This is a genomic window from Rhodoferax sp. GW821-FHT10B06 (assembly GCF_059415605.1).
This window is the reverse complement of record NZ_JBWKNO010000006.1, coordinates 224,126-248,408: the sequence shown is the minus strand read 5'-3', so window position 1 is coordinate 248,408 and position 24,283 is coordinate 224,126. Positions and strand designations below refer to the sequence as shown.

Annotated in this window: 26 protein-coding genes; 5 read left to right on the top strand and 21 right to left on the bottom strand. The window is 63.9% G+C overall.

Features of this window, described 5'->3' with window-relative positions:
• From gspN to gspG, 8 genes are all read right to left on the bottom strand, one after another.
• Positions 1 to 798, bottom strand: coding sequence for a type II secretion system protein N (gene gspN / locus AC07O2_RS12375; protein ID WP_495076045.1), 798 nt, complete (start codon positions 796 to 798; stop codon positions 1 to 3).
• Between the two features lie 3 nt (positions 799 to 801).
• Positions 802 to 1,317, bottom strand: a complete 516-nt coding sequence (locus AC07O2_RS12370; RefSeq protein ID WP_495076044.1) for a type II secretion system protein M — start codon at positions 1,315 to 1,317, stop codon at positions 802 to 804.
• Positions 1,314 to 2,549 carry a type II secretion system protein GspL gene (gene gspL / locus AC07O2_RS12365; protein WP_495076043.1) on the bottom strand — a complete coding sequence of 412 codons (1,236 nt, stop codon included), beginning with the start codon at positions 2,547 to 2,549 and terminating at the stop codon, positions 1,314 to 1,316. The genes AC07O2_RS12370 and gspL overlap by 4 nt, the downstream gene beginning before the upstream one ends.
• 118 nt (positions 2,550 to 2,667) lie before the next feature.
• Positions 2,668 to 3,594 (bottom strand): type II secretion system minor pseudopilin GspK, encoded by a 927-nt coding sequence (gene gspK / locus AC07O2_RS12360; protein WP_495076042.1) that lies wholly within the window; start codon positions 3,592 to 3,594, stop codon positions 2,668 to 2,670.
• Between the two features lie 116 nt (positions 3,595 to 3,710).
• On the bottom strand, positions 3,711 to 4,394 hold the full coding sequence (locus tag AC07O2_RS12355; RefSeq protein WP_495076041.1) for a PulJ/GspJ family protein: 684 nt from the start codon (positions 4,392 to 4,394) through the stop codon (positions 3,711 to 3,713).
• A complete protein-coding gene (gene gspI, locus AC07O2_RS12350) occupies positions 4,394 to 4,768 on the bottom strand; it encodes a type II secretion system minor pseudopilin GspI (protein ID WP_495076040.1) in 375 nt (124 codons plus the stop codon). The genes AC07O2_RS12355 and gspI overlap by 1 nt, the downstream gene beginning before the upstream one ends.
• Positions 4,765 to 5,223, bottom strand: a complete 459-nt coding sequence (locus AC07O2_RS12345) for a prepilin-type N-terminal cleavage/methylation domain-containing protein (RefSeq protein ID WP_495076039.1) — start codon at positions 5,221 to 5,223, stop codon at positions 4,765 to 4,767. Before AC07O2_RS12345 ends, gspI begins: the two co-directional genes overlap by 4 nt.
• A complete protein-coding gene (gspG, locus tag AC07O2_RS12340) occupies positions 5,198 to 5,665 on the bottom strand; it encodes a type II secretion system major pseudopilin GspG (protein ID WP_495076038.1) in 468 nt (155 codons plus the stop codon). The genes AC07O2_RS12345 and gspG overlap by 26 nt, the downstream gene beginning before the upstream one ends.
• Before the next feature lie 49 nt (positions 5,666 to 5,714).
• Between gspG and AC07O2_RS12335 the strand changes: the two genes are divergently transcribed.
• Positions 5,715 to 6,137 (top strand): type II secretion system protein N, encoded by a 423-nt coding sequence (locus tag AC07O2_RS12335; RefSeq protein ID WP_495076037.1) that lies wholly within the window; start codon positions 5,715 to 5,717, stop codon positions 6,135 to 6,137.
• Here AC07O2_RS12335 and AC07O2_RS12330 read toward each other — a convergent pair.
• From AC07O2_RS12330 to ilvA, 3 genes are read right to left on the bottom strand one after another with little or no spacing between them, the layout of a single operon-like run.
• On the bottom strand, positions 6,127 to 6,660 hold the full coding sequence (locus AC07O2_RS12330; RefSeq protein WP_495076036.1) for a histidine phosphatase family protein: 534 nt from the start codon (positions 6,658 to 6,660) through the stop codon (positions 6,127 to 6,129). The two genes, AC07O2_RS12335 and AC07O2_RS12330, sit on opposite strands and share 11 nt — an antisense overlap.
• A complete protein-coding gene (locus tag AC07O2_RS12325) occupies positions 6,657 to 7,457 on the bottom strand; it encodes an adenosylcobinamide-GDP ribazoletransferase (protein ID WP_495076035.1) in 801 nt (266 codons plus the stop codon). The genes AC07O2_RS12330 and AC07O2_RS12325 overlap by 4 nt, the downstream gene beginning before the upstream one ends.
• Before the next feature lie 5 nt (positions 7,458 to 7,462).
• Positions 7,463 to 9,076, bottom strand: a complete 1,614-nt coding sequence (gene ilvA, locus AC07O2_RS12320; protein ID WP_495076034.1) for a threonine ammonia-lyase, biosynthetic — start codon at positions 9,074 to 9,076, stop codon at positions 7,463 to 7,465.
• A gap of 300 nt (positions 9,077 to 9,376) precedes the next feature.
• Between ilvA and AC07O2_RS12315 the strand changes: the two genes are divergently transcribed.
• Positions 9,377 to 9,829 carry an OsmC family protein gene (locus tag AC07O2_RS12315; RefSeq protein ID WP_495076033.1) on the top strand — a complete coding sequence of 151 codons (453 nt, stop codon included), beginning with the start codon at positions 9,377 to 9,379 and terminating at the stop codon, positions 9,827 to 9,829.
• A 3-nt stretch (positions 9,830 to 9,832) separates the two neighbouring features.
• On the opposite strand, the gene coq7 is transcribed toward AC07O2_RS12315, so the two are convergent.
• Complete coding sequence (gene coq7 / locus AC07O2_RS12310; RefSeq protein ID WP_495076032.1) at positions 9,833 to 10,477, bottom strand: 2-polyprenyl-3-methyl-6-methoxy-1,4-benzoquinone monooxygenase; 645 nt, start codon at positions 10,475 to 10,477, stop codon at positions 9,833 to 9,835.
• Positions 10,478 to 10,580: 103 nt separating this feature from the next.
• Entirely contained in the window at positions 10,581 to 11,846 is a 1,266-nt protein-coding gene (locus AC07O2_RS12305; protein ID WP_495076031.1) for a porin, read from the bottom strand.
• Positions 11,847 to 12,255: 409 nt separating this feature from the next.
• On the opposite strand from AC07O2_RS12305, the gene AC07O2_RS12300 reads away from it, so the two are divergent.
• Positions 12,256 to 13,407 carry a porin gene (locus AC07O2_RS12300; protein WP_495076030.1) on the top strand — a complete coding sequence of 384 codons (1,152 nt, stop codon included), beginning with the start codon at positions 12,256 to 12,258 and terminating at the stop codon, positions 13,405 to 13,407.
• Positions 13,408 to 13,553: 146 nt separating this feature from the next.
• On the opposite strand, the gene ylqF is transcribed toward AC07O2_RS12300, so the two are convergent.
• Entirely contained in the window at positions 13,554 to 14,480 is a 927-nt protein-coding gene (gene ylqF, locus AC07O2_RS12295) for a ribosome biogenesis GTPase YlqF (protein ID WP_495076029.1), read from the bottom strand.
• Between the two features lie 15 nt (positions 14,481 to 14,495).
• Entirely contained in the window at positions 14,496 to 14,984 is a 489-nt protein-coding gene (locus AC07O2_RS12290; RefSeq protein WP_495076028.1) for an Lrp/AsnC family transcriptional regulator, read from the bottom strand.
• A 123-nt stretch (positions 14,985 to 15,107) separates the two neighbouring features.
• Between AC07O2_RS12290 and AC07O2_RS12285 the strand changes: the two genes are divergently transcribed.
• On the top strand, positions 15,108 to 16,676 hold the full coding sequence (locus AC07O2_RS12285; protein ID WP_495076027.1) for an aminotransferase class V-fold PLP-dependent enzyme: 1,569 nt from the start codon (positions 15,108 to 15,110) through the stop codon (positions 16,674 to 16,676).
• 43 nt (positions 16,677 to 16,719) lie between these two features.
• Here the strand turns inward: AC07O2_RS12285 and AC07O2_RS12280 are convergent, their stop codons facing one another.
• Positions 16,720 to 17,223 carry an outer membrane lipoprotein gene (locus AC07O2_RS12280; RefSeq protein ID WP_495076026.1) on the bottom strand — a complete coding sequence of 168 codons (504 nt, stop codon included), beginning with the start codon at positions 17,221 to 17,223 and terminating at the stop codon, positions 16,720 to 16,722.
• Positions 17,224 to 17,415: 192 nt separating this feature from the next.
• Between AC07O2_RS12280 and AC07O2_RS12275 the strand changes: the two genes are divergently transcribed.
• Positions 17,416 to 18,645 (top strand): MFS transporter, encoded by a 1,230-nt coding sequence (locus AC07O2_RS12275; protein ID WP_495076025.1) that lies wholly within the window; start codon positions 17,416 to 17,418, stop codon positions 18,643 to 18,645.
• Positions 18,646 to 18,722: 77 nt separating this feature from the next.
• On the opposite strand, the gene AC07O2_RS12270 is transcribed toward AC07O2_RS12275, so the two are convergent.
• From AC07O2_RS12270 to AC07O2_RS12250, 5 genes are all read right to left on the bottom strand, one after another.
• Positions 18,723 to 19,889 carry a M20 family metallopeptidase gene (locus AC07O2_RS12270; protein WP_495076024.1) on the bottom strand — a complete coding sequence of 389 codons (1,167 nt, stop codon included), beginning with the start codon at positions 19,887 to 19,889 and terminating at the stop codon, positions 18,723 to 18,725.
• Positions 19,886 to 21,289, bottom strand: coding sequence for a M20 family metallopeptidase (locus AC07O2_RS12265; protein ID WP_495076023.1), 1,404 nt, complete (start codon positions 21,287 to 21,289; stop codon positions 19,886 to 19,888). The genes AC07O2_RS12270 and AC07O2_RS12265 overlap by 4 nt, the downstream gene beginning before the upstream one ends.
• Before the next feature lie 37 nt (positions 21,290 to 21,326).
• The gene (locus tag AC07O2_RS12260) at positions 21,327 to 22,181 is read right to left on the bottom strand and encodes an ATP-binding cassette domain-containing protein (protein WP_495076022.1); all 855 of its coding nucleotides are present in this window, start codon (positions 22,179 to 22,181) and stop codon (positions 21,327 to 21,329) included.
• Positions 22,181 to 23,176, bottom strand: a complete 996-nt coding sequence (locus tag AC07O2_RS12255) for an ABC transporter ATP-binding protein (RefSeq protein ID WP_495076021.1) — start codon at positions 23,174 to 23,176, stop codon at positions 22,181 to 22,183. Before AC07O2_RS12255 ends, AC07O2_RS12260 begins: the two co-directional genes overlap by 1 nt.
• 192 nt (positions 23,177 to 23,368) lie before the next feature.
• On the bottom strand, positions 23,369 to 24,283 hold the full coding sequence (locus AC07O2_RS12250) for an ABC transporter permease (RefSeq protein ID WP_495076020.1): 915 nt from the start codon (positions 24,281 to 24,283) through the stop codon (positions 23,369 to 23,371).

The following is a 24,283-nucleotide window of genomic DNA, read 5'->3' as shown; positions in this document are numbered from 1 at the left end:
TTAACCTACTTTGATGATGGCACGCGCGCCGTCGCGCCGACCGATGATGTTGAGAAGATTGGACAAGGCGTCGATACGATCCGGGGCAGCGGTGGCCACCCCGTCGAAATGCAGGCGGGCGCCGACCCACTGACCGCTGCCGGTTAGTTGCAGGCTGCCCTTCAGGGTTTCCAGCTGCAAGGTGTTTGGGTTACCGCCGGCCAGTGTGACCCGGTAGCTGCCCATGGGCTTGAGGGTGGACAGGCGCGAGGCGATGTCGATGGCTTCCAGCTGGGCCCGGCCGCTGAGCTGCATGCGCCCGCTGTTCAGGTCTACGACCAGGCCCTGGGTGGCCAGCGTCAGCGTGCCCTCGGGCTGCAAGGTATTCCAGGGTGCGCCCAGGCCGGCCAGCCAGGCGGCCGGCCAGTGCGACTGGCTGTCGGCCAGCGTCAATTCGCCACCGCCCCAGTGCGGCGCGGCGCGCAGCTGCAGCGGCTGGGCCATGCAGCATTCGGCCAGGATGTCGGCAGACACACCGCTGAAAGAGGGGCGCAGGCGCCAGCGCAGGCGCTCGGGCAGGGCGGCCTGGTCGCGGCTGTCCTTGCCACCCGACAGCACCAGCTGGGCCGAGCCGTCCCATACCGTGCCCAGCGGGTCTGCCAGCTGCACCTGGCCTTGGCTGGCCTGGTCCAGTGCGGCGGCCAGCCAGCGTGCAGGTGCAAATACCAGCAGGGCCCAGGCCAGGCCCAGGCAGGCGCCCGCCCAAGCCCAGCGCCAAGGCGCGGTGCGAGCGGGGGAAGTTGCAGGTTTTAGAGCCACGTTTTAGCGCTTGGGCAGTGCCAGGACCAGGCTGCCGTCCCAAGCGGGCTGGGACGCATAGGCTGCGGTGCTGGCGGGGCTGCGTACCAGCTTGGCCTCGGTGGGCAGGGCGCGGGCATTGATGCGCACCTGCGCTAGCCAGCGGGCCAGCGCATCGGCCGGGGTGTTCTTCAGGGTGACGCTGACGCGTTCGCCCAGCACATTGATCTGCGCGGTGCCGGATAAATCGGTCTTGGCCGAGGCCTGTACGCTGCGCAGGGCCTCGTCAAAGCCGAGTGCGCTTTGGTTTTTCAGGGCTTGTACTTCGGCCTGCATACGGTGCATGTTCTGCAGCTGGGCATCAAGTTCTCGGCGCTGCACATCGGCGGCGCGCAGGGTTTGCAGGGCGGGGCTTAGGGCCAGCCACCACAGCAGGGCCAGGCCGACCAGGGCCACAGCTGCCAGCACGCTGCGGCGCTCGCGCGGCGCCAGGGCAGCCCAGTGGGGTTGCAACTGCAGCAGGAAGGACGGAGTCTTCATGGTGTGGCTCCGTTGGCGGTTTGCAGTACCAGCAAGTTGCCTTCGCTGCGCAGGCTGTAGCCGCTGCTGCGCAGGCTGGCGATGGCGTCGGGGCCGGGTGCCGGGTCCAGGCCCTTGAGCCGGATTTCGCCGGGGCTGAAGTCCAGCTGGATGGCAGAAGTTTGCGGCGGCAACACCGCACCGAGCGCGCTGAGCATGGGCTCCAGGTCACGTGCCGAGGTAGCCCCTACGCTTTGGCGCAGCAGGTCCAGCTCGCGCGCCATTTGCACTGGTGCATTCACGACCAGCTTTACCTGGGGGAAGGTTTGCGTCAGGCTGTCGCGGATGGCTTTGCGCTTGGCTTCCAGGCTATTGCTTTCCTTCCACGCCCAGGCGTTCAGGCCGATCAGCTGGGCCAGCAGCAGCAAGCCCACACCCCAGCGCGCGGGGCGCCAGGCGGGGGCTTGCAGCATGCGTTCGGCGTGGCCGGCCAGGGTCTTCCAGGCGCGGCTGCTGCCGGAGTTGGTGAGGTCAAATTGCGCCAGGTCCCAGCGGCCATGGGCCGAGGCCAGCCAGCGTTCGGCGCTGTGCTGCAGGGTGACGGGGCGCTGCGCCAGCTCTTCGGCCATGCTGGCGACGGCGGGCTCGGCGACGATCTCCAGCGTATCGGCTGCGCCACCCAGGGCCATGGTCAGCGTGGCGTGGTTCAGCGGCAGCAGGTGGATGCCCTGGGGGCCGGCGTGGACGATCTGCGCCGCCTCGGGCGTGCCCAGGATGTGCACCCTGTCGCTACCCTCGGGTAGGGGGCTGAATTCGGGCACGATGCGCGCCACTGTGCGCTGGCTGGCCTCCAGCACCGCCAGGGCGCTGCGCAGCCAGGCGCGATTGCAGGCGGCAACCCAGACCGGGCCTTCGCTGGGCGCATCGGGTTGGACGGCGAAGTGCAGCTCGGATGGCTCTTCCAGCAGGCGTTCTTCCAGCAGGCCTTCCAGCAGGGCGCGCAGGCGGGGCGTGTCGGCTGCACGGCCCAGGGCGCTGCGCTGCAGGCTGCCCTTGGGCAGCTCGACGCGGTGCCAGGACAGGGCTTGAGCGGGCACCACGGCCACCAGTTCGGTGGCGGTGGCCACGGGCAGCAGGGCGGCGGGGGCTCGGTCGTGCGATCCCACGCTGTGGCCGTCCGGCGTCAGCACGTAGTCCAGCAGGCCTGCGCTGCCGGTAGATTCAAGAGGGAGTAGAACGATCAGGGTACTCATGGGCGTGACAACGTGGAACAACTTGCATGCGCTGGGGCGCCCTGCGTACGGCAGACGAAACTCAGGCCGGCCATTGTATGTAGAGACTGTGACGGTCCCCGTTGGCAAAGACCCTGCTTCACAGCGGTGCCTTGCCGGACGGATCGGCCACCGCACGCTCGCGCCACAGGGTGCTGACATTGATGCCGTCACGCTGCACCAGTGAGCGCTCCAGCACCGTAGTGGCGCCCATGCGCAGCCGGCCCAGCACTTCGAAATAGCGGGTGGCCACGCCGTGCTCGGATTCGCTGAAGCTGATGCCCGGCTGGTTCAGCAGGGTGCTGGCATCGGCCGTGCTGCGAAAGTATTTGCTGGCGCGGGCGCTGACCAGCTTCTGCGCATCGGCCATGGACAGATTGGGCACGCTGGCTACCAACACCTCGGCACTGGCGGTGTTCAGGTTGACGGCGGTATGCACGGGCAGTATCGACACATAAGGTCGCAGCGCGGCCACGCTGCTGGGGCTCAGGCCCAGCCAGCCCAGGTCTTCGGCGCGCCGTGGCACCAGTGGGATGCTTGGGTTGTCGCTGTTGGTCTGCGTGCTGTCCAGCGCCAACTGCAGCTGGCTGCTCATCTGCGTCAGCTCCTGGGGCGACAGCTTGAGCTCTTCGAACAAACGGCCGAAGGCGGCCAGGCTGACTTCGGAGATCTTGTTGTTCTCCACCAGATTCATGATGTTCATGCGTGACTGCATGTCGGTGATTTGCCCGGACAGAAACGCGTCTACCTCCTCGTCGCTGGTCATGCCGCCGGTGTTGTTGCGGTCGGCCGCCAGAAAGGTGGACAGGCGCGACTCCTGCAGTGGCACGGCCCAGGGTTCGGCCAGGTGGTCGGCTCCGCCAGAGCGGGCGTCTTCGCGCAGTATCAACCGCGCCCAGTCCAGTGCGCCGGTGAGTATCCAGGCCGACTGCACGCGCTGGCGTTCCGCCGCTTCCACCTCTACGCTGCGCCACTGCTGCCATAGCGAGGCGGCGGCCAGTGTGGCGACCAGGGTGACGGTCAGCATGGCGAGCAGCAAGGCCGCGCCGCGTTGCTGGTGTTTGCTATTTTTTTGAGAGCTACTTGCGCAGGTATTACCTGCGCTGGAAGCCGATTTCTTATAAATACAAGACTGGGGCGTTCTCATGATTTGCCCCCGCCTACGGTGGGCCGTATCCAGTCGCGCGTTAGCACACCGCTCAGTGCCTGGCCGGGCGGCAGGGTCAGCACCAGGCGCACGCCATCGGGGATGCTGGAGTCGGTGGATGCTGCGCTGGATGCCGTGCTGCTGGGGGCCGTCGCCGTGGTGGCGCTGCTGGATTGCGGGTTGCTCCAGGCGCCGTCGCGGTAATAGAACACCTGCCAGTCGCTCAGCGGGGTGAGTGCCACCTCGGCGCGGCGCGCCTCGTCACCCGGGTTCTGCGCCCAGAGTGCGGCATTGTTCCAGGCCTGGGTCAGTGCCGCGTTGTTGTGTACCACGGGCGACTGCCAGCGCAGCCACTGGTCGGTGCCGTCCACATTGCGCAGCGACCAGGCCACGACCAGTGGGCCGGCGGCGTTGGGTTCGGTGCTGCGCCGCACCAGGCGCAGGCTGCGGCCATTCCAGTCGATGGTGCTGATGTTGGGCAGTTGCAGCAGGGCGTTGAGGTCGGCGCTCCATTGGCTCAGGCCGGCCTGCAGTGTCAGCACCTCGTCGGCGCGTTGCTGGGTACGGGTTTGCGCCCGGTGCATGCCGTCCAGCCCGCGCCAGCTCAGCACGGCCAGCAGCGCCATGACCATCAGGGCCACCAGCAGTTCGACCAGGGTGAAGCCACGTTGGCGCTGCATCAGAACCGTCCCACGATGGTGGATAGGCGCAGGATGGGCGCGTTGGCGGCAAACACCTGCGCATCCACCCGGCGAAAGCTGGGGTTGGGCGTGGGCAGCACGCTGAGCCGTACCTGGTAGCTGTGGCCGGCCTGTTCGCAGCTGATGTCGGAGTCGCCCACGCCGGGCATTTGGGTGGACAGGCGCATCTTGATGAGCTCGTTTTCGGCGCATATATGGGCCAGCAGCACATCGGTCTGGCGTGTGGCGTTGGTGGTCAGCGCCTGGGTGGCTTGCAGCCCGGCGATCAGCGCAATCGACACGATGCCCAACGCGACCAGCACCTCGATCAGGGTGAAGCCACGGACGATGGATAGACGGGTGCGTGCCGTCACGGTGTGGCCGGCTGCACAGTGAAGGGGCGCGCGCCATCGGTGGCGATGCGCAGCAGTTCGTTGGGCTGGCTGATGGACTGCAGCACAACTTCCTGGCGGCCAATCACCGGTTCCGGGCCCAGCACAACCGGGCTGGTGTTGCGCGCCACGGTGTCGTTGCCCAGCCAGCGTTCGGGCAGGGTATGGGGCGGCAGGCCGTCGAACTGGAAGCCGTCCGGCGTGCTGCTCCAGCGCACCGGCACACCGGTCGCCCGCGACTGGGCCCGTGCCGATTCAAACAGGGCGGCCAGCCGCGCCGCATCGCGCTCCAGCAATGTCTGGCTGTTGTCGCGCAGGGCAAAGGCAACGCCCGCGCTGGCTATGGCGATGATGGCGACGACGACCAGCAGTTCAAGCAGCGTGAAGCCCCTTGGAGAAGAGGCAAGCTGCCTACTGCCAGCTGCCGATATCGGCATTTTTGCCTTCGCCACCTGGTTGACCGTCGGCGCCGAAGGACATCACATCGATCTCGCCCTGCACGCCGGGGTTCAGGTACTGGTAGGGGCGGCCCCAGGGGTCGTTGGGCAGCTTTTCCACATACGGCTTCCAGTTGGGCGGCACCGGGTTGGTGCTGGGCTTGGCGACCAGGGCTTGCAGGCCTTGCTCGGCGGTGGGGTAGCGTTGGTTGTCCAGCTTGTAGAGCTTCAGTGCCTGCATCAGGTTGTGGACATCGGTCTTGGCGGCGGTGGCGCGGGCGTCGTCTGCGCGGTCCAGCACGTTGGGCACGATCAGCGCGGCCAGCACGCCGATGATGACGAGCACCACCATCAATTCGATCAGGGTGAAGCCGGCATTACGCATATTGCGCACGCGGCGGTAAAGGGGACTGGAGGAACGAATAGGGCTGTGGAGTGTCATGGGCTGCGATGATAATCAATGCATGTTAATCAATGCATCCGATTCTGTAATGGAACGCTGGGCTCCGCGCTTGGTGGCCTTTGTGGTCTGGGCTCTGGCCCTGGCCAGCGTGGCGTACTGGGGCTTGAAGGCCACGGCCGCACCCAGTGGTCCGCAGGCCGCCGTGGCCGGGCCGGGGGCTGTGCCCGTAGACGCGGCGGCGGTGGCGCATGTGCTGGGCAGTGTAGGGCCCATGCCGGTGGCGGCGGTCAACCCGTCCACGCGCTTTGTGCTGTCGGGCGTGATTGCCGAGCCAGGTCGCCAGGGGGCAGCCCTGATCGCCGTGGACGGCAAGGCGCCCAAGCCCTACCGGGTGGGTAGCCTGGTCGATGGGGCTTTGCTGCTGCAGTCTGTGGGCCCGCGCCGTGCCGAGCTGGCACCCAGCATGGACGGGCCGGCCGCTTTTGCACTGGAATTGCCCGTCAGAAAGTAGTCCATTCGCCGTAGCCGGGTGCTGCCTGCGGCCATTGGTCGGCGCGGTGTAGCGTGCGTATACCGGCGGACAGCAAGTTGCAGGCCCGCGCTACGCCCGCATGGCTGATCCACAGCATGGGCTGCGGCCCCACAGCGTCCCAGGCTGCGCCCACCCGCTGCATGAAGCCATGCACCGATTCGCCACCGCCCGGGCGGTAGTGGGCGAAGTCGGCGGTCCAGGTGTCCAGCGCGGATTGACCGATGGCTTCCCACGTCTGGCCTTCCCATTGGCCAAAATCCATCTCGCGCAGCCGCGCATCAAATTTCAACGTCAAATCGGGCCGCAGCGCAGACAGTGCCTGCGCAAGCTGCTCGCATCTTTGTAGCGTGGAACTGCAAACAACCATGTCTGCGGGCAGGGTAGCGGCCAGACGGGCGGCAGCGGCCTGTGTCGCCAAGGTGTCAGCTGCCACATCCAGCACGCCGTAGCAAACGCCAGGCGCCACCAGCGGACGGGCATGGCGGGCCAGCCAAAGCTTCATGGCAGGGCCACGGCGGCGCCCAGATAGAAGGCAATCTCGCAGACTTGCTGCGTGGCGCCCAGGCAGTCGCCGGTAAAACCTTGTAGCCGCCGGGCGAACAGGCGTTTCATCCATAAAAACGCCAGACTGCTGGCGGCCAGGCTTGCTATTAAAAATGTAGCACCTTGCGCAAATAATACCTGCGCTAACGGCATAAAACACCATAGCAACGCAACGACCAGCGCCGCCCCGCTGATCTGGCCCGCCAGTGGTTTGCTTTTGGAGGTGGCCGCATCGCCCACATGGGGCAGCAGGCGCACCAGCAGCAGTGGGCAAAAGCGCGACCAGACATGGCCGCCGAGCAGGGCTGCCAGCAAGGCGTGGGTGCTGTAGCTGCCGAGCAGGGCCAGCAGAGCGACCTTGGACATCAAGGCCAGCACCAGGGCGATGGCGCCGAAAGCACCGACGCGCGAATCCTTCATGATCTCCAGCGCGCGGGCCCGGTCGGCGCTGCCGCCCAGGCCATCTGCCACGTCGGCCAGGCCGTCTTCATGGAAGCCGCCGGTGAGCAGCACCGTGGCCACGGTGCTCAGCACTGCAGCCACCAGCGCGCTGCCCGGGCGTTGCTGCAGCAGCGCCATGCCGGCCGCCGCCACGCCGCAGGCCAGGGCGGCCACCAGCCAGCCCACACCGGGCAGGTGCGCCGCGCTGGCCCGCAGCATGGCCGGGCTATAACCCACCCAGGCCGCCAGCCGCCCCGTGATGGGGATGCGGGTGAAGAACTGGATGGCCAGCAGGTAGTGGCGGACGAAGGCCAAGCGCGTCAGCTCTGCAAGAACAGGCGGTAGACCGGGTTATTGGTTTCCTCAACGTAGGGGTAGTCCAGTGTGGCCAGGAATTTGTCGAAGGCCTTGGCATCGGTCTTGGGCACTTGCAGGCCGACCAGGATGCGGCCGTAGTCCGCGCCCTGGTTGCGGTAGTGGAACAGGCTGATGTTCCAGCCCGGACGCACCAGGCTCAGGAACTTCATCAGCGCGCCGGGCCGTTCGGGGAACACAAAGCTGAGTAAGCGTTCATCTTGCGCCAGCGCCGACTGGCCACCCACCATGTGGCGGATGTGCTCCTTGGCCAACTCGTTGTGGGTCAGGTCCAGCGCCTTGAAGCCGTGCTTGCTGAAGTTGCTGGCGATCTTCTGCGATTCGCCCTTGGCCGTGGTGGTCAGGCCGACAAACACATGGGCGGCGTTGCTCTTGGCCGCGTCGCTGATGCGGTAGTTGAACTCGGTCACATTGCGCGGCCCGCCGGGCAGCTGGCCTATGGCTTCGCAGAAGCGCTTGAAGCTGCCGCGTTCTTCGGGGATGGTGACGGCGAACAGGGCTTCACGCTCCTCGCCCACTTCGGCGCGCTCGGCGACGAAGCGCAGGCGGTCGAAGTTCATGTTCGCGCCGCACAGGATGGCGGCATAGGTTTCGTCTTTTTTCTTGTGCTTGGCCACGTACTGCTTTATGGCGGCCACGGCCATGGCGCCCGAGGGCTCGACAATGCTGCGCGTGTCCACGAACACGTCCTTGATGGCGGCGCAGACGGCGTCGGTGTCTACGGTGATGTACCCATCGACCAGCTCGCTGGCGATTCGAAAACCCTCTTCTCCTACTAGTTTGACGGCTGTGCCATCTGCGAATAGGCCCACATCGGGAAGTGTGATGCGCTTTTTGGCCGTAACTGACTGCAGCATGGCATCTGAGTCGTTCATCTGCACGCCAATCACCTTGATCTCAGGTCGCACGGCCTTGATGTAGTTGGCTACGCCAGAGATCAGGCCTCCGCCGCCAATGGCGACGAAGATGGCGTCCAGCTTTTGCGAGCCCAGGCCTTGTAGCTGGCGCAGAATTTCCATGGCGATCGTGCCCTGGCCGGCGATGACGTCCGGGTCGTCAAATGGGTGCACAAAGGTTAGCCCCTGCTTTTTTTGCAGTTGGAGTGCATGGTTGTACGAGTCGAAATAGCTTTCGCCATGCAGCACCACTTCGCCACCCAATGTCTGTACTGCATCCACCTTGATTCGTGGCGTCGTCGTGGGCATGACGATGATGGCGCGCACGCCAAGTTTTCGGGCGCTAATGGCCACGCCCTGGGCGTGGTTGCCCGCGGAGGCACAAATTACGCCCTTTTTGAGCTGCTGTGGCGTCAGGTGCGCCATCTTGTTGTAGGCGCCGCGCAGCTTGAAGCTGAACACGGGCTGTGTGTCTTCTCGCTTGAGCAGAACCGTGTTGCCGAGGCGGCGGCTGAGGTTGCGCGCGGGCTCCAGGGCGGATTCGATAGCGACGTCGTAGACGCGGGCGGTCAGAATCTTTTTCAGATAGTCGGCGGGGGTCAGCGGCTTGGCCGCTTTGGTTGGTTTCTGGGCCTTGGGGGCTTTGGCGGGTGCGGTCGTCATGGGTTCTCCTGGGAGGGAGATCATAAGGGGCCGGCCTGTATGCGCTTGCGCGGCCTGCTAAGGGCATAAAAAAAGCCCCAAGTCTTGCGACTCGGGGCTTAAATCCACCTTTTCAGAGGGTGGAGGAGACAAACGGTGCACACGGGTTAAATGTGTGCGATGGATTTATTGTAGTCGTTTTCCCTAGGTCTTGCTGCGTTGCAGCATCCATGTGTTGCTTAAATCGTGAATTAATGCGCGCTGCTAGGCAAAATCGGTCTTGTTCTCATAATTAGGCTTTGCCTCAGAAAGATACGCAGCATGGAATGCACAGTCAGTTGGACCGGCGCAGCGGGTACCCGCTCCGGCATGGGTTTTGTGGCCGAGACCGGCAGTGGCCACACTTTGACCATGGATGGAGCGCCTGACAGCGCCAAACCCGAGAATGGCGGCCAGAACCTGGCGCCCCGCCCCATGGAAACTTTGCTGGCCGGTACCGGCGGCTGCACGGCCTACGATGTGGTACTAATTCTGAAGCGTGGCCGCCATGATGTGCGCGGCTGCTCGGTCAAGCTGTCTGCCGACCGCGCCGAGGTCGACCCCAAGGTGTTCACCAAGATCAATATGCATTTCACCGTGACTGGTAAAAGCATTCCCGCGGCTGCCGTTGAGCGTGCAATTGCCATGAGCCATGACAAATACTGCTCCGCCACCATCATGCTGGGCAAGACGGCCGAGATCACCACCAGCTTTGACTTGGTCGAAGCTGCCTAAGATTTAAATCCTGTGGGCCACGGTCGTCATGACCTTGGCTGCCATGCGCATCATGGTTTTGATGGGAGCCGGCAAATCGATCGCTCCCTGGATCTTGGCTTCGTGGGCATGGCGCTCTTCGTCATCCTTCATTTGCACCACGATGGCCTTGGATGCATGGTCGTTGCTCGGTAGGCGTTGCAAGTGGCTTTGCAGGTGGGCCGACACCTGGTTTTCGGTTTCCACAACAAAGCCCAGGCTCCAGCGGTCACCGCCCAGCTTGCCAGCCGCCAGCCCCAGGCCGAAGGCACCGGCGTACCACAGTGGATTCAACATGCTGGGCCGGCCTCCTAACTCGTCCAGCCGTTGGTGCGTCCAGGCCAGGTGGTCGGTTTCCTCGGCGGCGGCATGTTCAAAATGCGCGCGTAGTGCGGGAGTGGGCGTGACCAGAGACTGGGCCGTGTACAAGGCTTGCGCGCACACCTCGCCCACGTGGTTGACGCGCATCAGTGCGGCGGCGTGGGTTTTCTCCTCGGCGCTTAGTTCATGCGTATGTTCCGGCACCGTGGGGCAGGCACGGTTGCCATGCGGGCGGGTGAAGATGGTGCGCAGCGCAGAGTCTGCGACGCGGCAGATCTGGTCAAGTGAAGGCGGGTTGGGTAGCGACATGCGGTGCGTGTAATTGGGCAAACAGGGCTTCACTGTAAATCAGTGCGGCTACCCTATGCGGCCTGGGGCGCACGCCCCCGTGGACAGAGGGCTTGTTCTTGTGTCAGAAGCGGTGGCGCAGGGCCAGCGCCAAGCCGTTCGAATCGGTGCCCGCACTGGCGGTGACACCCCCCAGAAAGCCATTGCCGCCAGGTGCCAGCTGGGATGCACCGCTGTTATTGAAGCGCGTCAAAACGGCGTTCAGATCGGTGCGCTTGGACAGCGCATAGGTGTAGGCGGCCCCATAGGAGTCGCGGTCGGCGTTGTTGGCTGTCCTGTCGTTCATGGTGTTATAGGCCACGGTGAAGGTGTGCGGGCCGCTGCGGATGCGGTAGCCAATATGCAGCAGGCGCGCGTCTTGTTGCACCGCCCGGATAAAGGCGTTTTGTACGTCTGCGGCGCTGCTTGCGCTGGCGCCTTTGGAGACCAGCAAGGCCGCCACGCTGGACAGATCGGCGGGATGGTCGTCCTTGATGGTGGCGTACATGATGCTTAAGCTGCCGGGACCGATATCTACCGAAGCGCCCAGGATTGCGTTCGTCAGTGCTTTTTCGCCCAGTTCGTTGTTCTGCGTGTTGTAGCCCGCGCCCAGGGAGAAGCCTGCGCCCTTGTAGGTGGCCATGGCACCCAGGAGTCGGTTCGCCGAGTTGTTGCCGGCTGCCTCACCTGCTGCAGCCATAAGGCTGCCGCTAAATCCGCCGGCCTGGACGGCGTATTGCAAGGCATTGCTGGTGCGGATGGTGAACGAAGCGGGGACCGACACCAATTGACCCAGGGCCAGGCTGGATTCACCGTGCATGGAATCAAAAGTCGCCGACACTACATAGCCAGGGGTGTACTGGCGGCCCGCCATGATCGCGCCCACAGGCGTGACCAGTCCCATGAAGGCCTGGCGGTCAAACAGGTTTTTGTCCGCAGTATTGACGCCGAGCCGCGATCCCAGTGCGCCCGCAACCGCACTCACCAAGGGCTGCGCCGTGGCGGGAAGCCCCATCAGCGTGGCTGTGTTCAAACGATCTGGAACCTGGGCCCCAGATGCAGGAATATTGGAAACCGCACCGGTATCGATTTCAAACCGGCTTTCCAGCGTAAACAGGGCGCGCATGCCACCACCCAAGTCTTCGTTGCCTTTCAGACCCCAACGTGATCCTTCCATGATGCCGCTGGCCAGCTGTGTGACCGTGCCTTGCTTCAATCCGGTGACGTGGTTGAGGCCCACGTCGGCGATGCCGTAAAGTACGACGCTGCTGGTTGGCGCTTCTTGTGCCGCAGCGACGGTCGCCATGCCCGAGAGCAAGATCGTCGTAGCCAGCAAAGTGCTTTTTTTCACATTGTTCCTCGGTTGCTATTGTTAAAGTGGCCTGGGCTTAGCGGCAGAGCCGGCGCTGCCAGTTCCTGGACGGGGCTCGAAAAAGCCGAGCAAAGTTACACATTCCGTAAGGTGCAGGCTGGTGTAAATTTTTTATGTAGTTTCGTGACTCTTTGTAATTGGGGTTTGCGAAACAGCCTGATTCATGTGGAATATACGGATTGCCAAGTGTGGGGTGCTGGAGCCCGAGGTATTCTTGCATGCCCAAAACGTTGTTTTTAGTCAACAAATCATATGTTTATTCTGAAAACGTCACTGCTTTGTCCGAGGTGGTCTGCTTTAATCCCATCAGCTTCTGAAACAAGGAGTGGGGTTGAGGTTACAGCCTGACTGTGAACCCGACATCTTTTAATCTTTGGAGAACCTTTCCATGAAAAAATCCCTGATCGCCCTGGCCGTACTCGCCGCTTCCGGCGCCGCCATGGCTCAGTCCACCGTGACCCTGTACGGTTTGATCGATGTCAGCCTGCAAAACTTCAAGACGGCCACGCTGACCCCAGTGACCGGCGACCCAACCTCGTTCACCGTCTCCACTTTGGCGCAAAACCGCATGCAGTCCGGCCTGCAAAACGGCAGCCGTTGGGGCCTGAAGGGTTCTGAAGATCTGGGCGGCGGTTTGAATGCCGTGTTCGATCTGCAAAGCGGTTTCAACGTTGACACCGGTAGCAGCGCACAAGGTGGTCTGCTGTTCGGTCGTCACGCTTTCGTCGGTTTCAGCGGTGGTTTCGGTACGCTGACCTTCGGTCGCCACGACACTTCCTTGGATGATGCCATCGGTGACTTCCTGCCTTCCGCTCACAACAGTGCTGACGTGACTGCTGGCCCAGGCATCTCTGCAGCCAACGCTGCCGCTGGTGTTGCATACTTGAACGCAGCTTCTCCAACTGCTGCTCAAGCTACCGCATTTGCAACCGTAGCAAACTCTTTCCTGGCAAGCCAAAGCGCCTGGATTGGCTATAACTCCCGTGTCGACAACAGCATCAAGTTCCAAACCAACAACTACGCTGGTTTCCGTGCTTCTGCTGTATACGGCCTGGGCGAAAACAAGACCGCTACCACCGGCGCAACTAGCACCTTCTCTATTGCAGGTCGCTACGATAACGGCCCCATCGGCGTGTTGTTGGCTTACCAAAACGAAGGTCTGGCCAAGTCTGCTACGGCTGGCGACACCAACCTGAAGAACACCATGGTTGGTGCTTACTATGATTTTGGCGTTGCCAAGATCTATGGTGACTACAACGTCGTTAAGCTGGATGTCGGTACCGTTAGCGCTAAGAACAAGGAACTTGCTCTGGGTGTGTCCGCACCTGTGGGTGCCTTCACGCTGCGCGCTGAATACGCACAGTCCAAGGGTGACATTCTGACGACGGACAACAAGAGCAAGGGTTTTGACCTGGAAGTTTTGTATGACCTGAGCAAGCGTACCACCCTGTACACCTCGTACGCTGCTACCAAGCATCTGCAAGATGTTGACGATAGCAAGACGACTTTGTTTGCCGTTGGCGTTCGCCACAAGTTCTGATGTAACGCCAGCCTTTATGGGCTGGCTTAGATCAAGCTGATAAAAAGCCGCTGGGTGCAAACCCAGCGGCTTTTTGACTTTTTCAGACTGCTGGCGCAGATGACTTCTGCGATGGTAGCTATCAAAACTAGAGCGGACGATTGCGATTACTCGGCGGCCGGCCCCTTCTTGTTCTTGCGCGCGTCCTTCTTTGCCTGGCGGGCGGCATCCAGGGCTTGGCCGGCGGTCAGCCATTGGGCGAACTCTTCCGGTGTTTCAAGGGTGATGCGGCCTAGCGTGGCGGCGCGGAATTCGGTGAGCACGATTTCGGCGGCTTTTTGCAGATTGACTTTGCCCTTGCCCAGCAGGCCGCCGCGCTTGCGGGCGATTTCGGTCAGCAGGGCCACGTCGGTCAGGCCCAGGATGGGGTCGAGCTTGTAGCGCTCTTCGACCTGGCCGGCATAGTGTTTTTGCAGGATCAGCAGCAACTCCAGTGCTACCTCTTCTTCGTCAAAGGCATTGCGGCCAATTGAGCCGGCGGCGGCCAGGTGGTAGCCGCTTTGCTCGACGATGATGCGCGGCCACAGCATGCCGGGTGTGTCGTAGGCGTAGAAGTCGTCGGCCAGTACGATACGCTGCTCCAGCTTGGTGATGCCGGCCTCGTCGCCGGTTTTGGCGGCGCGCTTGCCTTTCAAAGTGTTGACCAGGGTGGACTTGCCCACGTTGGGTACGCCGCATATCAGCACCCGCATGGGCTTGACCATGCCGCCGCGTAAGGGCGCCAGCAGCCGGCAGGCGGGTATCAGGCGCTGGGCCGGCGCGGTTTCGCTGGCATCCAGGGCGATGGCGCGGGTGCCCGGCAGGGCGTTGTAATGGTCCAGCCAGAGCGCGGTGCGTGCCGGGTCGGCGATGTCCTGCTTGTTCAGCACCTTTAGCGTGGGTGTGCTACCGATCAGTTCGGCCAGCATGGGGTTGGCGCTGGAGCCGGGCAGGCGTGCGTCCAGCAGCTCGATCACCACATCGGTTTCCTTCAGGCGCTCGGTGATGGCCTTCTTGGTCAGGTGCATATGGCCGGGGAACCATTGGATGGGCATGTTGTTTTCTTCTTTCTAGGTTTTGGATGCGCCAAAGGACACCAGATCCAGCGGCAGGGCCGTGGTGGACTTGATCTGTTCCATGGAAAAGGCGCTGGACACGCCGCTGAGCGGCATGGTCTGGATGAGTTTTTTGTAGAAGCGATCGTAACCGTCGATATCGGTCGTTACGACTTTGAGCAGATAGTCCACGTCACCGCTCATGCGGTGCAGTTCCAGTACTTCGGGTAACGCGGAGGCGGCGGTCGTGAACTGTTTGACCCATTTTTCATCGTGTTGCTGGATGCGCACGCTGACGAATGCCGTGACGGGCAGGCCTACTTTTTTTCCGTGCACCAGTGCTACGCGGTCGGTGATGTAACCCTCGTCTTCCAGGCGCTTGAGGCGTTTCCAGCAGGGCGTGCTGGACAGGCCCACGCGTTCGGCCAGCGCGGCCACAGACAGATCGCCATCCAGTTGCAGGGCACCCAGGATAGCGTAGTCCAAGCGATCTAGTGAATTCATGCTGTTATTTTAAGTTATATGCGTGTTTTATTCTTGATTTTGCGATTTATCGCTTGAATTTGAAATGTATGTTTGGAATCTCGTGGGTAGCATGGCGCTCTTTCAGCTAGCTTACTGCCCACCATGCCGACTGATATTTACCTGGACTGCAACGCCACCACTCCCGTGCTTCCCGCCGCCTTGGCCGCCGCGCAACATGCCATGGGCGCGCTGTACGGCAACCCCAGCAGCACCCATGTCAGCGGATTGCAGGCGCGCCAAGTGGTGGATGCGGTGCGAGCCCGCGCCACGCGGGTGCTGGGCGCTGGCGCTGGTGACGTGGTGTTTGTCAGCGGCGCGACCGAAGGTATACAGACGGCGGTGTTGTCGGCCCTGTGTGCCGTGCGCGCGCGGCGAGCCCGGGGGGCGGATGTGGGGCCGCTGCTGCTGTATGGCGCCACCGAGCACAAGGCCGTGCCGGAAAGTCTGGCGCACTGGAACCAGGTCCTGGGTTTGCAAATGGAGTTGCGCGCATTGCCGGTGGACAGCCATGGCCGGCACGATCTGGCAGCCCTGCGTGCCTGGGCTCCCCGGGCTGCGCTGGTTTGCACCATGGCCGCCAACAACGAAACCGGCGTGGTGTCCGACCTGGCGGGCATAGAGTCCGTGCTGAACGAGGTTGCGCTACAGGCCTACTGGCTGGTGGATTGCGTACAGGCTCTGGGCAAACTGCCTTTGCAGCTGGCGCAGACGCGTATCGACTACGCACCTTTTTCTGGCCACAAGCTGTATGCCCCCAAGGGTATAGGCCTGCTATACGTGCGTGAAGGTGTGCCGTTCACTCCGCTGATGGCAGGCGGTGGACAGGAGCAAGGCTTGCGCTCTGGCACCGAGAACATGGCGGGCATTGCTGCGCTGGGCGCGGTATTGCAGGCGCTGGAAGAGGGCGGCAGTTTTTGCAGCCCCATGCAGATGCTACAGTTTCGAGAGCTGTTGGCGCAGAGCCTGCGGGTGGCGTGGCCCGATATTGTCTTCAACGCCGTGGAATACGCACTGCCGACCACCTTGAACTTCTCCGTCCCTGGTGTGCCCAGCAGCGTGCTGGTGGATGTGCTGGATGCTGCCGGTGTGCGCGTCAGTGCGGGCAGTGCCTGTTCGGCGAAAAAGGCGGCGCCCAGCTATGTGTTGCAAGCCATGGGCTTGCCGGAATGGCAGGCTGCATCTGCGGTGCGGTTGTCTTTTGGCGCGCTGGCAGACGCAGCATTTATTGACGCTGCTTGCGCGCGCATTGTTCGCTGCGGCGAAGCGCTGCGGCTACAACGCCCGCCGGTGGAAATGTTGCCGGATGAAACCTTGGAGCCGCTGCGTTTGGGCCCCGCGCTTGCGGAAGACCCGGCGTGCAGTTTGCCGCCTGCAGCGCTGGCGGAATTCTGGCGGCAGCATCCGGATGCCTTGCTGGTCGATGTGCGCGAGGCCCATGAACATGCGGCGGACACGCAGTTGCAACGCTTTGGCCGAGCGGCCAGCAATATTCCCTTGGCTGAGCTGACCTCGTCCTTGGCAGTCTGGCTGCGCCAGCCGCGACCGGTGCTGCTGTTTTGCCGTACCGGCCGGCGCAGCAGCCAGGCTTTGCAGCGCCTGCGCCAGCTGGGCTATGCCCAGGCTTGGCAGGTCGCTGGCGGCGTGGTGGCTGCAGCTGGCGATTTGCTCTAATATTTGTAGCTGCTAGCGCAGGTATTACCTGCGCTAGAGGGCTTTAGAACGGATAGAGCTGTCCGTTTGCCATGCGCACCCGTTCGCCGATGCGCAACTGGCCGGGGTTGGGCACGTCGAACTGGCGAATGGCGCCGTTATCGCCCTGCACGGTGACCCGGTAGCTGATGCGCACCTGGGCTGCCTGGTTATTGCTCTCGATCTGGTTGCCGGCAACGGCGCCGCCCACGGCACCCAGCACGGTGGCTAGGTCTTTACCTGAGCCGCCGCCGATCTGGTGGCCCAGGACCGCACCCGCTACGCCGCCGATCACGGCACCGGCGCCACTGGGGCCCTGGCGTTGCTCGGTTTGCATTTGTTCAATATTCGTCACCCGACCCACTTCGGAGCGCGGCACCGGCTGGGCGACCGGGTAGGGAGCGGGCTGCTGCTGCACGGGGTAGGCCACGGGTTGCGCCTGGTGGTAGGGCGCCACCATGCAGGCCGTGAGGCTGCTGGCCAGCACGACAGCGGAAAGAACATAAGCGGCAGAGGCAATGGAGCGCATGGGAACCTTGTGAAAATGAAACATGGTCATCTTAAGACGCGCTCGGCCCCTGCATGGTTGACAGCGCGTCAGTGCCATTGGGCCTGGCTTCACCATTTGTCACACAAAACTTGGACAATAGGGTCTTCCCCCGATCCTGTCCGCCCAGCCTGCTTTTTGCCCTGCAGGCTGTACTTTTTTGTGCGCCCCATCGTGAAACTCAAAGACTTCCTCTCCAGCATTCCTTATCTGGCCTGGGTGGTGATCTACACCGCTTTCTGCGCTGGCATTTTTGCTGCCATTCTTGGCGCGGTGACGCCTGAGTTGCGTGAGGAGCTGGACAACTACCAACAGCTGGGCGTGTTGATGATGGTCTGGTCGGCTGGTGGTGTGCTGGGCGCCTTGCAGGGCGGGCGCATGGCCCAGCGCTATGCGCCGCGGCCGCTGTTTTTGTCGTACACCGGCTTGGCCCTGGTCTCAATTTCGTTGATCGTGCTGTCACCCAACTTCACGGTGTTGATGGCCGGCTTCTTTTGCGTGGCACTGTGCGAGACAGCGCTGTTTACCTTGGCCCACAGCATTCTGGCGAACATCCACCCCCAGGCTGAGGTGCGTGCGCGCATGCTGAGCATGGTGGATGTGGCGTTCAGCCTGGGCAACCTGGTGTCGCCCATGGCGGTGATCGGCATCCAGCAGTTCAGCAGCGCCTGGCGCATGCCCTATGCGCTGTACCTGCTGCCGCTGTTGACGGTGCTGTTCGCCTTCTGGCCGCGCCGCCACTTTGAACATCTGGCACCCGCCCACCATACCGAGGAGCAAGGTGCCTCCATGTCCTCTCCCATGTCCTATCTGGAACTGCTGCGTCGCCCGGTGGTGTTCTGGGCCGTGGTGGGCGGCGTGCTCAGCGGCTTTCTGGAATGGGGGCAGAACTTCTGGTACGTGAGCTACGGCATCAACGCCCAGCAGCTCAGTGCGAACGCGGCGCGGGTAGGCCTGCAGTTTTTTGTGGCCGGCATGGTGGGGGCGCGGCTATGGCAGGCCTTCTGGCACAGCAACTGGCCGCTGCGCCAGAAGCTGTGGCGGCTGAACCTGCTGGCCCTGGCTGGCATGGCCATGAATGTGGTGCTGGCCGGTCAGGGCGGCTGGCTGGCGGCCGGGCTGGGCAACTTCCTGTTTGGCGTGGGTGTGGGCGTGGTGTTTCCGGTGCTGCTGGCCATCATGATCGACGGCATACCGGCGCAGGCCTCCAAGCTATCGGCCCTGCTGATGATTGGCTACAGCGTGGGCTCGCAGCTGGCGGGCTTGCTGGTGGGTAGCTTGTCGGACGTGGTTGGCGTGCGCTGGGCCTATTCCAGCATGCTGCTGGTGGTGCTGGCCTTTACCGCCGTGGTCTGGCGCATCGTGGAGTTTGGCAAGGCGCGCAGCCTGGCGCCGCAAGGCTGAGTCTCCCAGCAAACCATGTATCAAATAGTGCTCTGGCGCAGGTGGTATCTGCGCAAGCAGCTATTAAAAGCGTAGCGTTACGCGGACTCTGCCAAAGCCAGGATGGTGTGGACCAGGGCCTGGGCGCGTGGCACCAGCGTGTCCAGGTGGCAGTATTCCGCGTCGGTATGCGCCTTGCCGCCTACCGGGCCCACACCGCACAGGGTGGGTACGCCCAGCGAGCCGGTCAGGCCCGCGTCCGAGCAGCCGCCGGTGGCCTCGCCGGCCACCGTGAAGCCGATGAGGGCGGCGCTGTGCTGGTAGCGGTGCATCAGCTCCTGGCTGGAGTGCAGCTCAAACGGCATGGACTCCGAGGTTTGCGTGATGCGCACCTGGGTGCCGGGCACCTGGGGCGGCTGGGCAACCAGGGCCTGGATTTTGGCAAACACCGCTTCACGTTCGGCCAGGGTGCGAAAGCGCACATCCAGCTTGGCCTGGGCGCTGGGTGCCACGGTGTTGGTGGACATGCCGCCGCTGACCAGGCCCACATTGGTGGTGATGCCGGTGCTGTAGTCGGTGAGTGCGTGCAGCGCGATGACCAGATGGGCCAGCGCAGCGATGGCGCTAGCACCGTCGGCGTGGTTGACCCCGGCATGCGCGGCACGGCCGGTGACGTCGATGACAAAGGTGGCGCCGCCTTTGCGTTCGGTGACCAGGTTGCCGCTGACGCGGCCGGGCTCGGAGTTGAACACGGCACGCGCGCCGCGCGCATGGGCCTCGATGGCGATGCGCCCGTTTTGCGAGCCGATTTCTTCATCCGCCGTGAACAGGCCTCTCAACGGGAAGGGCAGCGGCGGCAGCTTTTGCAGCGCCATCATCACAAAGCATTGCAGCACCAGGCCGGACTTCATATCGGCCACGCCCGGGCCGTAGCCCAGATCGCCCTCGACCCGCCAGGGCCGCTGGGCCACGGTGCCGGTGGGGAACACGGTGTCGCGGTGGCCCATGAGCACGACCGGTGCGGCCGTGGGGTTGGCGCCGGGCAGATGGGCCAGCAACACGTCGCCGTCGGCCACGGCACTGCGGTGCTCGGTGGCCATGCCCGCAGCGTTCAGCCAGCCCGCCATGGTTTGGGCTACGGCATCGGTGCCGGCCTTGTCATAGCTGCCGGAGTCGATATTCACCAGCGTGCCCAGGGCTTGCTGCATGGCGGGGCGCTGGTCGGCGAGCCAGGCGACTGCTGCGTTGGTGAACTGCGCGCTCATGCGCATTCCTGCATCACGTCGGCACCTTGTTCTGCCAGGTCCCAGAACAGGCCGGCCATGACCTGTAGCGATTCGCGGGTGGTGTCCACCAGGATGTGTTCATTCGGGGCGTGCTGCGAGCAGGCGGGGTAGGAGTGAGGCACCCACAGCGTGGGCAGGCCCAGTGTCTCGGCGAACACGTCATTGGGCAGCGAGCCGCCCAGGTTGGGCAGCAGTGCCGGGCGGTTGCCGGTGCTGCGCTGGATGGAGGCCATGCTCCAGCGCACCCAGGGGTTGTCGGGGTCCAGTCGCGTTGCTGCCATGAAGGCGTCGCCCAGGGTGGCTTCCACATCGTCAAAGCCATGGGCCAGCAGATGTTCCTGGATATGCGTCAGGAAGTGGGCCACATCGCTGCCCACCACAAAACGGATGTGGCAGTGGGCGCGGGCTGTGTGGGGGATGGCGTGCACGGGCATGGCGGGGTTGCCGGTGGTGAAGGCCAGCACTTCCAGGCTGTTCCAGCCGATCACGCGCTCGGCGCTGCTCAGGCCGGGCTCGCCCCAATGGGGGTCGATCTCGGGGTCGTTCGGGCCGCCGCCGACCTCGATGTCTTGCAGCGCTTTTTTGACGCTCTCGGGGATTTCTTTGGGCAGCAGGCCGGGGACCAGGATGCGTCCGTGTGCGTCTATCAGGCTGGAAATGGCATGGGCCAGCCGAATGCCGGGGTTGCGCAGCAGGCCGCCCCAGTTACCCGAGTGGTGGCCACCGTCGCGCAGATTCAGCGACAGGTTGAAGTTGAAGACACCACGTGAGCCCAGGAACAGGGTGGCGCGCGAGGCCGACACGCGGGGCCCGTCGGAGGCGAGAAACAGGTCGGCGGCCAGGGCGTCGCGGTGCAGTTCGCAGACTTCTTTCAGGCCGGGCGAGCCGTCTTCTTCGCCCATTTCCAGAATGATCTTGACGTTGTAGCCCAGGCGCCCGCCGCGCACGGCCAGCACCTGTTCCAGCGCGGTGAGGTTGATGGTGTGCTGCCCTTTGTTGTCCGCCGTGCCACGGCCGTACCAGCGGTTGCCGTCCACCACGATCTTCCAGGGGCTCAGGCCCGCACGCCACTGTACGTCGTAGCCGCGCACCACGTCGCCGTGGCCGTAGGTCAGCACGGTGCAGCTGGCGCCCGGCTCGATGCGTTCGGCGAACAGAAAAGGGCTTTTGCCGGGCAAGGGGTTGGCCACGATGCGGCAGCTGAAGCCCATGCTTTCCAGCGTGGGGGTGATCTCTTCTTGCAGATAGGCGTGCAGGATGGGGCCGCTGGCTGCGTCCTGGCTTTCGGTCTTGTAGGCGACGCGGCGGTCCAGCGTTTTCTGGAAATGTCCATCGTCAAAATAGGCGAGCGTTTGTGCCAGGGCTTGGTTGCGACTCATGGGAAATCTTTCTGTAGGGGGTAGGTCAAATGCGGTGTTAGGCGATGGCTTCGCGGGCGATGTCGGGTATGCCCAGGCCGGGCTCTGGCGTCAGCGCAGATGCCAGCAGCATGCGGGTGTAGGGGTGCTCGGGCCGGCTGAAAATTTGCTCGCGGCTGCCCAGCTCCACGATGGAGCCCTTGTGCATCACGGCCACGCGGTCTACCAGGTGCTCCACCACGCCCAGGTCGTGGCTGATGAAGAAGTAGGTCAGGCCAAACTCGGCTTTCAGGTCCAGCAGCAGATTCAAAATCTGCGCTTGCACCGATACGTCCAGCGCCGACGTGGGTTCGTCGCACACCAGAATATCCGGGCGCAACACCAGTGCCCGCGCAATGGCCACCCGCTGGCGCTGGCCACCAGAGAGCTGGTTGGGGTACTGCTTGTGGGTGCGCTCGGGCATGCCCACCAGGTCCAGCATGTCTCGCACCTTGCGCTCCTGCTCCTGCGTGCTGCCTACCTGGTGCAACGCCAGTGGCACGCGCACGATGTCGGCCACGGTGCGGCGCGGGTTGAGCGACGAATACGGGTCCTGGAAGATGGGCTGGATATGGCGGGCCAGGGCGCGGCGCTGGCTGGGGTCGATTTCGCGGCCGTTGACCAGCACGTTGCCCGAGCTGGGCTCCATCAGCCCCAACAGCATCTTGGCCAAGGTGCTTTTGCCGCAGCCGGATTCGCCCACCAGGCCCAGCGTTTCGCCCTTGCGTATGCGCAGCGAGACGTTGTTGACGGCCTTGATTTCACCCGGGGCGCTGAACAACCCGCGCTTGAGCTTGAACACGCGGTTCAGCGCGCACAGCTCCAGCGCAATGTCTTCGCTGCCGGTCACGGGCGGTGTTGGTGTCTTGCGCATCATGCAGCCTCCGCCAGTGTGGGGTAGGGCGTGGCTGCAACGCAGCGCACGGCGTGTTGGCCCGGCAGCAGGGCGTAGGGCACGCTGTGGCTGCAGGCGGCTTGGACCTGGGGGCAACGGTTGGCAAAGGCACAGCCTTGCACCTCGCCCACCAGGCTGGGCACCACGCCAGGAATGGCTTGCAGGTGGCTGCCCGGCAGGGTTTTGCCACGCACGGGTATGCAGTTCAATAGGCCGCGTGTGTAGGGGTGGCTGGGGTGGGCAAATAGTTCGGTGACGGGCGCGGTCTCCACCACTTCACCGGCGTACATCACGGCGACGCGGTCGGCAATGCGCGCCACCACACCCAGGTCGTGGGTGATAAAGACCACGGCGGTGCCAAACTCTTTTTGCAGCTCGCGTATCAGGCGCAGGATTTGCGCCTGGATGGTCACGTCCAGCGCGGTGGTGGGTTCGTCCGCAATGATCAGGTCGGGCTCGCACATCAGGGCCATGGCGATCACCACGCGCTGGCGCAGCCCGCCGGATAGTTGGTGCGGGTACTGCCGCAAGCGGTCGGCTGCCTGCGGCACGCCTGCCCGCTCCAGCAGGTAGACTGCGCGCTCGCGGGCTTGCGCCATGCTGACCTTGCGGTGTGCCCGCAAGGCCTCGCACAGCTGGTCGCCCAGCGTGTAGGAGGGGTTGAGCGCGGTCATCGGCTCCTGGAAGATCATGGACATGCGCGCCCCGCGCAAGGCGGCCACCTGTCGCTCGGGCAGGGTTTGCAGGTCGATGCCATCGAAGCGGATGTGGTCGGCGCTGCGCTGGGCTTTGCGGGGCAGCAAGCCCATCAGCGCCAGTGAGGTCATGGATTTGCCGCAGCCCGATTCGCCGACCAGGCACAGCATTTCACCGCGCTGCACCTGCAGGTCTATGCCACGCACGGCATGCAGCATGCCGTTGGGGGTGGGCAGGTCCACGCGCAGGTTTTTAACGTCTAACAATGGAGAGGTCATCGTCATCTCTTTCAGTGATCCATGGCAATGCGAGCCATCAGCGCGCCATGACACCGGCCAAGGCACTGGTGGCCGCGGAGCAGGCCATGCGGGGACATCCGCGGAACCGGCTCCGCCGGGCCGCAGGATGTGCCCCCTGCAAGGGGGGTGGCGCAGCGACACGAAGTGCGCGAAGACTGGGGGTGTGCCATATCAGTTGCGACCGTCGGGCGCGGTGAGGTCACGCAGGCCGTCGCCCACCAGGTTGATGGCCAGCACCAGCAGTGCCAGCACCACGCCCGGCACCAGAATCACCCAGGGCTGGAAGAACATATAGGCCTTGCCTTCCGCCACCATCAGGCCCCAGGAGGGTGTGGGTGGCTGCACGCCCAGGCCCAGGAACGACAGGGTGGACTCCAGCAGAATCGCGTGCGCCATCTCCAGGGTGGCTACCACGGTGAGCGGCCCCATCAGATTCGGCAGCAGCTCGCGCAGCAGGATGTAGGGCGTGGAGGCGCCCAATGACTTGGCGGCGGCGATGAATTCGGCGTCGCGCAGCTGCTGTGTGGCCGAGCGCGTGACGATGGCAAAGCGGTCCCACAGCAAGAGCCCAAGCAACACGATGACCACCTGTAGCGAGCCGCCCACCAGCGAGGCGGTGGCCAGTGCCACCAGCACCACCGGCATGGCCAGGCGCGTGGTGATGATGTAGCTCACCACCGCATCCACACGGCCACCGAAGTAGCCGGCTAGCACGCCCATGGTGGTGCCTATCAGCCCCGCCACCAGGGCGGTGACCACTCCGATGGTGAGCGACACCCGCGCGCCGAACAACAGGCGGCTGAGGTAGTCACGGCCCAGCTTGTCGGTGCCGAGCACATGTTCCCAGCTGCCTTTGGCATGCCAGAACGGCGGTATCAGGCGCTGGCTGACGTCTTGGGCATAGGGGTCGTGCGGGCTGAGCCAGGGGGCAAACAGGGCGGCAATCACCGCCAGGCCCAGCAGGATGCTGCCCAGTGTCAGGCCCCGGTGGCCCAGCACGCGCTGCAGGCTGCGCCGCCAAGCGGGTGTGGGCGGCAAGGGCAGCGCCAGTCCCTTGGCGGGTGCGGAAAGGGTGGAGGATGTCAT